The organism is Microcystis sp. M53602_WE12 (assembly GCF_030065455.1).
GTDB classification, from domain to species: Bacteria; Cyanobacteriota; Cyanobacteriia; order Cyanobacteriales; family Microcystaceae; genus Microcystis; species Microcystis aeruginosa.
Genome location: NZ_JASJFB010000544.1, coordinates 1 through 6,642, shown reverse-complemented (window position 1 = coordinate 6,642; position 6,642 = coordinate 1). Strand labels below are relative to the sequence as shown.

Annotated in this window: 8 protein-coding genes, 1 tRNA gene and 2 pseudogenes; 3 read left to right on the top strand and 8 right to left on the bottom strand. The window is 40.7% G+C overall.

What is annotated here, in order from left to right; all coding sequences use genetic code 11:
- Positions 1 to 102 (top strand): annotated as a pseudogene (locus PX482_RS17610) (IS200/IS605 family transposase); the annotation flags it as partial.
- 283 nt (positions 103 to 385) lie between these two features.
- On the opposite strand, the pseudogene PX482_RS27805 reads toward PX482_RS17610, so the two are convergent.
- The 3 genes and pseudogenes from PX482_RS27805 to PX482_RS17600 all read right to left on the bottom strand — a co-directional run.
- Positions 386 to 439, bottom strand: a pseudogene (locus tag PX482_RS27805) (4-Cys prefix domain-containing protein); the annotation flags it as partial.
- Between the two features lie 198 nt (positions 440 to 637).
- A complete protein-coding gene (locus PX482_RS17605; RefSeq protein ID WP_288026098.1) occupies positions 638 to 958 on the bottom strand; it encodes a hypothetical protein in 321 nt (106 codons plus the stop codon).
- 11 nt (positions 959 to 969) lie between these two features.
- Complete coding sequence (locus PX482_RS17600; RefSeq protein WP_002762935.1) at positions 970 to 1,092, bottom strand: hypothetical protein; 123 nt, start codon at positions 1,090 to 1,092, stop codon at positions 970 to 972.
- Positions 1,093 to 1,244: 152 nt separating this feature from the next.
- Here PX482_RS17600 and PX482_RS17595 point away from each other — a divergent pair, with 152 nt between their 5' ends.
- Complete coding sequence (locus PX482_RS17595) at positions 1,245 to 1,460, top strand: hypothetical protein (RefSeq protein ID WP_002762940.1); 216 nt, start codon at positions 1,245 to 1,247, stop codon at positions 1,458 to 1,460.
- A gap of 76 nt (positions 1,461 to 1,536) precedes the next feature.
- Here the strand turns inward: PX482_RS17595 and PX482_RS17590 are convergent, their stop codons facing one another.
- The 3 genes from PX482_RS17590 to PX482_RS17580 all read right to left on the bottom strand — a co-directional run bounded on the left by PX482_RS17590 (position 1,537) and on the right by PX482_RS17580 (position 3,727).
- The gene (locus PX482_RS17590) at positions 1,537 to 2,961 is read right to left on the bottom strand and encodes an AAA-like domain-containing protein (RefSeq protein ID WP_002762942.1); all 1,425 of its coding nucleotides are present in this window, start codon (positions 2,959 to 2,961) and stop codon (positions 1,537 to 1,539) included.
- 189 nt (positions 2,962 to 3,150) lie between these two features.
- Complete coding sequence (locus tag PX482_RS17585) at positions 3,151 to 3,498, bottom strand: YkgJ family cysteine cluster protein (RefSeq protein WP_002762944.1); 348 nt, start codon at positions 3,496 to 3,498, stop codon at positions 3,151 to 3,153.
- A gap of 157 nt (positions 3,499 to 3,655) precedes the next feature.
- Positions 3,656 to 3,727: transfer RNA gene (locus PX482_RS17580), tRNA-Val, on the bottom strand.
- 81 nt (positions 3,728 to 3,808) lie between these two features.
- Here PX482_RS17580 and PX482_RS17575 point away from each other — a divergent pair.
- Positions 3,809 to 4,345 carry a metal-binding protein gene (locus PX482_RS17575; protein WP_002762946.1) on the top strand — a complete coding sequence of 179 codons (537 nt, stop codon included), beginning with the start codon at positions 3,809 to 3,811 and terminating at the stop codon, positions 4,343 to 4,345.
- A gap of 225 nt (positions 4,346 to 4,570) precedes the next feature.
- Here the strand turns inward: PX482_RS17575 and PX482_RS17570 are convergent, their stop codons facing one another.
- Together PX482_RS17570 and PX482_RS17565 are read right to left on the bottom strand one after the other, a co-directional pair.
- Positions 4,571 to 6,091, bottom strand: coding sequence for an ArnT family glycosyltransferase (locus tag PX482_RS17570; RefSeq protein WP_288026094.1), 1,521 nt, complete (start codon positions 6,089 to 6,091; stop codon positions 4,571 to 4,573).
- Between the two features lie 238 nt (positions 6,092 to 6,329).
- The coding region (locus PX482_RS17565) for a pyrroline-5-carboxylate reductase family protein (protein WP_288122774.1) at positions 6,330 to 6,642 on the bottom strand (313 nt) is incomplete at its 5' end.

The window sequence follows — 6,642 nt, the reverse complement described above, 5'->3', positions numbered from 1 at the left end:
GTAGGAAAGCATGGGGATGAAGGTATGATAGCGAGATATGTAAAAGAACAAGATAAAGAATACCTGCAGCTACACCAAAATCTACAATTGAGTCTATTTTGATTCTGATACCCCGTCCGCTTGCGGCGGGGTAGTTCATTTCGTCTAATTTTTCCGCTTCTCTTTGAAATAACTCCTTAGACTTCTCCAGAGCAGCTCCCTGCATTTGAGCAATAAATTTTTTAATAACCCGGGGTTTGCGATTAAAATTCAAGTCCTTAGCTTGATAAGTTCTACCGAATGCGCCTTCGCCTAATACTCCGACAATGAGATAACGGCTATGAAAAGAATATGATTGGCTAGTTTGGCTTAAATTTCCGCCACATCCTTGACAATAGCTATAATGAGTCGGATTTTGAGGATGGGAACATTCGGGATTGAGACAGTAGAGGATACTCATAAATCATCTGGAGAAATTTGATTAAGTACCTAAAAAAAATTGATGATCTCATTGAGAGAAGATGTGTAGGCTCCCTTAGACGGTTACAAATCCCGTCAAAAAACCAAAATTAATAATCCGCCGTAACGCACCAATTCTATCATTAATTCTACCTGAATATCAAACAGGAACCAGAAGCCTGTTCCCCGGCAGTGGGAGTTAGGGGTTGCTAACAGGGGGAACAGTGATGACAAAGCGGATAACAGTTCCGATAACTGCTGTTGCCAAGATGGTGATTAATGCCCAAATTTGGGCTTTCTGGGAACCTTTAATCTCTTTTAGATCACCTTGTAAGGTGTTGAATTCTCCCTGTAATGCCTTGAGATATCCCTTGACTTCGGCCTCGAATCTGACTTGAACAATCCTGATCTCTGTGACATCTTTCTGGAGCGCGTCTAGCTTCTGATTGGTCTCTTTAAGATTCTGATTAATCTGGTCTAGGATTTTTCCTAAATCGGTTTCGATGGTGGGGCCGCTCATGGGTTAGACTCCTAATTAAGTGGTGCTGTTGTTTCTGACTTAGATTTCAGTGTTTGAACAAATTGTAAAACTTTTTGTTGCTTTTCCGGTGTCAGTTCTCGCCATTGTTTAAGTATTTCTTCTTCTTTACCCATAAATACCTCGCTCTTCAATTATGAATTGTTTGGTTTTGAGCAAGGCTCATTAATAAAAACCACTCCAGACACAGAGGAAATAAAGATCATATCATTTTGGGTTTGCGGTGGACGTTGTAGAATAGAGAAAACCTACTACGCTGATAGATACCATGCCCTCTCCTGCTATTACCACGATCATCAAGATGGTTGAGTCTCTGCCTGATGAGCTTCAAGAGCAGTTAGTAGAGTACGTTCGAGCTTATATTGCAGAAATTGAAGAAGAAAAACGATGGGATCAGTCGTTTAAACAGACGAAGAATAATCTAGTCGCAGCAGCACGGAAAGCCAAAGAAGAGATTGCAGCAGGATTGTCCGCACCGAGTTGATTTTCCTTGAGGATGTTTATGGTGATAACTTTAGCACTCCTAGCCTGTGTTAGCCGAGCGCCTAACGGACTATAAATTACATAGCATAGCGACTTTTTTCGGAAGTATCAAAGCGAGCAAGCGTAATTTTTTTGGCGAGGATAGAAGTTTTTCGAGGCAAAAAAACAGAACGTTGCCGGAAATATTCGCCAAAATATTGACGGTAGAGAGGACAACTGACTCGGCAAAACTTACCTTGTCGGTGAATTAGTCCGAGACTTTCTAGGTGAAAAGCTGCCATTAAATCAATTTCTATGTCTTTTTCCGCCATCACCACCTTAGCAAAGATAGCCGCTAAATTGCCCTTTAAGTATTGCAGATGCCAAAGTAAACGTTTAAGATGGCCTGCAAAAATATTATTTTCCTCGCCGATAGAAGTAGCCAAAATGCTTTCTAGGCTACAATTACCCCGAGCAAGATGATAGCAAGCAAGACGAATTAAATAGGGATTACCCCCTAGAAATATCCGTAATTTTTCGCAGTCAAAATTCTGATCTAATCCCTGTCTTTGACTTAATTCTCGTACTTGTGCGCTGGTAAAATTAGGCAATTCGATCGGTAAACCAAGACTAAAAGGAGATTGATAGATATCTGAGGTTTTATCAAGCTCCTGTGCAGGGGAATAGGCAACAATTAAACGTAATTTTTGCCAGAGAGGTTTGTTTTTGCCTTCCTCGTGCCAGAGGTGCAGAATACTAAAAAATTCTTCCCTTAGCTCTGGATAGGGTAAAAGATATTCAAGATCATCAAAGGCAAGCACTAAAGGGCGATCAAGATGGGAGAGAATATGCTTTTCTATATAGATTTTACAGTTAATTTTACCCCCTAAGAATTCATCCCAATCCTCTGGGAGATGATTGTCTAAATCTAACTGACGACTAATACTAACACAAAGCCAACGCAGCCAGTGATTTAAATCTTGAAAAATTGAGCTTTCTGCTAACCGAAAACTGAAATAAAGTGTATGGTATTGCTGTTGTTGAGCATAATTAATAATTCTAGTCATCAGGGAAGTTTTTCCCATTTTTCTGGCCGCGTTAATCCGGATAAGACTACCCCCGCGCAATATCTCTTGATAACAAGTCTGTTCTAGATTGTTTCTGTGAATATAAAAGGGGGAATTGAGGGGGACTTGTCCCTCTGGTAACTCAGGCAATAGTTGAGGATTAATACTATTAGTTTCTGGTAGGTTAGGACGATAATAATCGCTATTTTCTAAAGTTAAATTAAAAGCTTGAAAACAATGTTTCAGGGTTTGTTTATCCACTCCCGATTCACAAGCAAATACCTTCATCAGAGTATCTACCCCTAAAAGAGTTTTCTCGCTGAGGACTTCTAGGGTGAAGCGATGACCGCGATTATCCCGATATTCCGCTTCTTGTTTGGCAGTAAGTAATTTTTCTAGTCCCGTGGGGGTGAGGATAACCCCGCGTCTGCGGCGCTGTTTTTCTGGTTTTTTCATGATAGTTTTTCCCTGTCCTGGACTCAAACTCTGCACCCCTAGAGGTTTTGAGTTTCCTATAGACTTATCCTCAACAGGGAAACAATCAATTCCGTAATTTTACTGGTTTAGCGATGGAGAGGATCGGGACAATAACCAGACCACTTATTTTCTTCCCCATCTGAGTTATTTCTGGGATAGGGGTAAATCTTAGCCTACTTGCTGACGATAGCTATTCATTTCTAGGCTATCTTCCCCATAAAGATCCTCAATGTGTTGATGACAGCAATCGATCGCAAATTGCTCAAATTCTCCCGGTTCAATTTGATACATTTTGGCAAAAATATCGGGTTGAACACGACAAAATTCTGGTCTCTGGTCATAAATGGTACAGAGACGGGTTTGGCGATCGAAGTTTATACACCAACCTTCTTCCCCCACCATGCTGAGATATTGACTTAATTGTGCGGGAGTCAGATATTCTTCTAAGTCAGGACGCTCATCGGGATTTAGTTGACAACAAGCTCCACAATTTTTAATACATTTCCAATTGGCCATATAACCAGTGTGCCGCGATGAATTAATCCTAGTACCTACTGACTAGCTTACTAGCAAATAGTCGCAATTTTGCCTTCCAGCAGCAATTCCCCTCAATAGTTTTAATCTAAACCGGCGATCAGGAGTGAGAGCTTGACTAGGCAAGGATCGAATAAAATGGGCGTTGTAAGGGTCGAACTTACGGCATCCTGCTTGTAAGGCAGGCGCTCTACCACTGAGCTAAACGCCCGAATCAATTTCGTACTTTCTCAGTATAACATATATTTTCAAAAAAGTATATTATTTTTTTGAGCGAGTTAATTTTTTTCCGATGCCCTCTGGTCGAACTCACGATCGCATTACCCTAATTCTGTTGCCACCGATTGCGGGGGCGAGTTTTTTGGTCAGTGGCAGTGGTAAATTAACCCTGTTACTCTTGGCCAGTTATTTGTTTAGCGGATTCCTGTTTGGACCAGATCTGGACATCCACTCGGTACAATACAAACGTTGGGGTTATCTGCGCTGGTTGTGGCTACCCTATCGTTCTATGATCCGTCATCGCGGTTGGTTATCCCACGGTTTATTGATCGGCACAATTTTTCGGTTATTTTACTTCGGTAGTTTTCTTTTACTAGCGGCGATCATCATCATTCCCATCCTGCAAAGTTTCTGGGGTATAGACTGGGATTGGCGACTGTGGCCGCAGCAAGCGATCGCATTATGGCAACAGTATCCCCGGGTAGCGATCGCTATTTTCCTGGGTTTAGAATTAGGGGCGATGAGTCATAGTTGTAGTGATTGGATCGGATCGGCCTATAAACGTTCTCGAAAAGTGGCTCAAAAACCGGTAAAAAAGAAAAAACGTTAATAGTCCCCGTCCACAATTTCTCATTAGGGTTTGCGGCAAAAAGTTGTTCGTGGGGGCAGGGTGTGGGGTGTAGGGTTTTAGCGATTTTGAGGTGGTCAATTAGCTAATTTTCAGGGAAAAAGTGCCTAAATTTTCCCCCCGATCACTCCCAGGCCCGGAACTTTTTGATTTCAAAAAAGCCTAAAGATATTATCCAACAAGGTTTTTAGATTTATTCAGCAAGCCCTAATTAACCTTACTTTGATATTCTTGCCAAGTTTTCGGACTGATAAAGAGAGTTCCTTTTTCTTGCTGATCGGGAAACTGGATATAATTTTTCTCTAAATAATCCTTGAGTTTTGGTGATTGCAGAAATTCCTTTTCAAATCGATAGAGAAAAACCAAATCGGGCTGTCTTTTTTCAATAACTTCTAGGATAAAATCCCCATCAAGATTCTGATTCATAAATCTCTTTCTGGTGATGACAGCAGTTTCTGGGGGTGTTTTCAAGAAATATTGATACATATAGTGAGGATTGTCGGTTAACAGAAGTTTATCGGAGTTTTTAAATTTTTCAAACACAGCTTCTGCTAAAAGAGGTTTATACCTTTTATTAAATTGAACGTAGGCATTAATTGCAGGATCACGATTGGTGATTATTCTCAAGGTATTAAAGAGAAATTGACCAGACAGGGGGATAAAAATCAGCATTTTGAGAACTAATTCCTGGGTTATTTTTCGATTTTGCCTAAATTCTGCGAGACTATCATTAATTTTAAACTGTTCGACAAATAAGGCAATTATCCAAACGGCAGGAATAATTAAATGGATATAATAATAAGGCCAAATTGGGGCGACTGTGGCGAATCTAAATAGATTAGAACCCAACCAGATCAAGGGCGGTAAAAGTGGTATTATATTGCGAGTAAAAACCATCGCTATAATAGCGATCGCTGTCACGATTAGATAAATTGGTTCGTGCTGTAGGGCGCTTTGTAAGAGAGTCCATAAGGTGAGATTTTCTTGAGTAAAACTAGAGGCAACGCTGACATGAGATTTAATAATATTTTCGTAGGAAAAAGGAAAAATAGTCAGGGAACCCAAGACAAAGACTAAAACGACAGCGACTGACCAAATAACAATATCAATGATTCTTTTAATAAAGCTACTTTGTTGATTGAGAAAAATAATTAAAGCTACAGTTGGGATAATAGTAATGCCTGAAAGTTTAATTTGCAGGGAAAAAACGAAAGCAATGGCACTGAGTAAATACAGTCCATACTTAAGCTTACCCGTGAATTGAACGGCTTTAAAGATGATAAAAATACTTAAGATTGTAAAAAAAAGTGAGGGTAACTCCCGCAACATTGTCGTTGATAGGGTAATATACACTAGACAGGTTGAGAGAATAAATACCGATAAACAAGAAGCTAATATTCCGCAATTAACTCTCAGAATTAGATAAAAAATTCCTAACATAATTGTGGACAAAGAAAGCACCATAAGGCGCGCGGCATGGATAGTAAATCCTGTCACGCTTAACCAACTATTTAGTAAAAGAGATAAACCCGATAAATGATCGTGCCAAACTTGTTCGTAGAGACGATAACCTTGTTTAGTGACGTAGGCAAGTACCAGGGCCACCGCTTCATCAAAATTAAGGATATAGGGATAATGAAGCGGGACTTTCCAGAAAACAATCCCCAGAAAAAAAACAGCAATGGCAATTAATGCCATTAAATCAAAACGATTAGATTTCTTATTCATAACTTTTTCTGGACAAGAATTGCTGCGTATCTTATCACAGATCGAGACATCAGTTAAGTAGCTGGTTATAATTAAATTAAAAATGGATTTTAGGTTCGATCCCCCCTGCCCCCCTTGATAAGGGGGGTGCCGATCCCCCCTTAGTCCCCCCTTAGTCCCCCCTTAATCCCCCCTTGATAAGGGGGGTGTCTGATAATTTTTAACGCCTACCTACTTATGGTTAAAAAAGATACCAAGATTACTTTTCGGAACTACGCCCTAAATCTTTAGATCTATGATAGGCCGCCACTACTGCCTCGATAATTGTCGAGCGAAAAGAGCCTTTTTCTAATTGTCTCACCCCGGCAATCGTAGTTCCCCCGGGGCTAGTGACGCGATCCTTTAATTCTCCCGGATGTATGGCCGATTCTTTTAATAGGGTTGCCGTCCCTAAAACTGTTTCTATGGCCAATTGAGACGCGATCGCTCGCGGTAATCCGGCCGCCACACCACCATCGCTTAAAGCTTCCACCATCAGGGCCACAAATGCCGGGCCCGATCCCGATAATCCC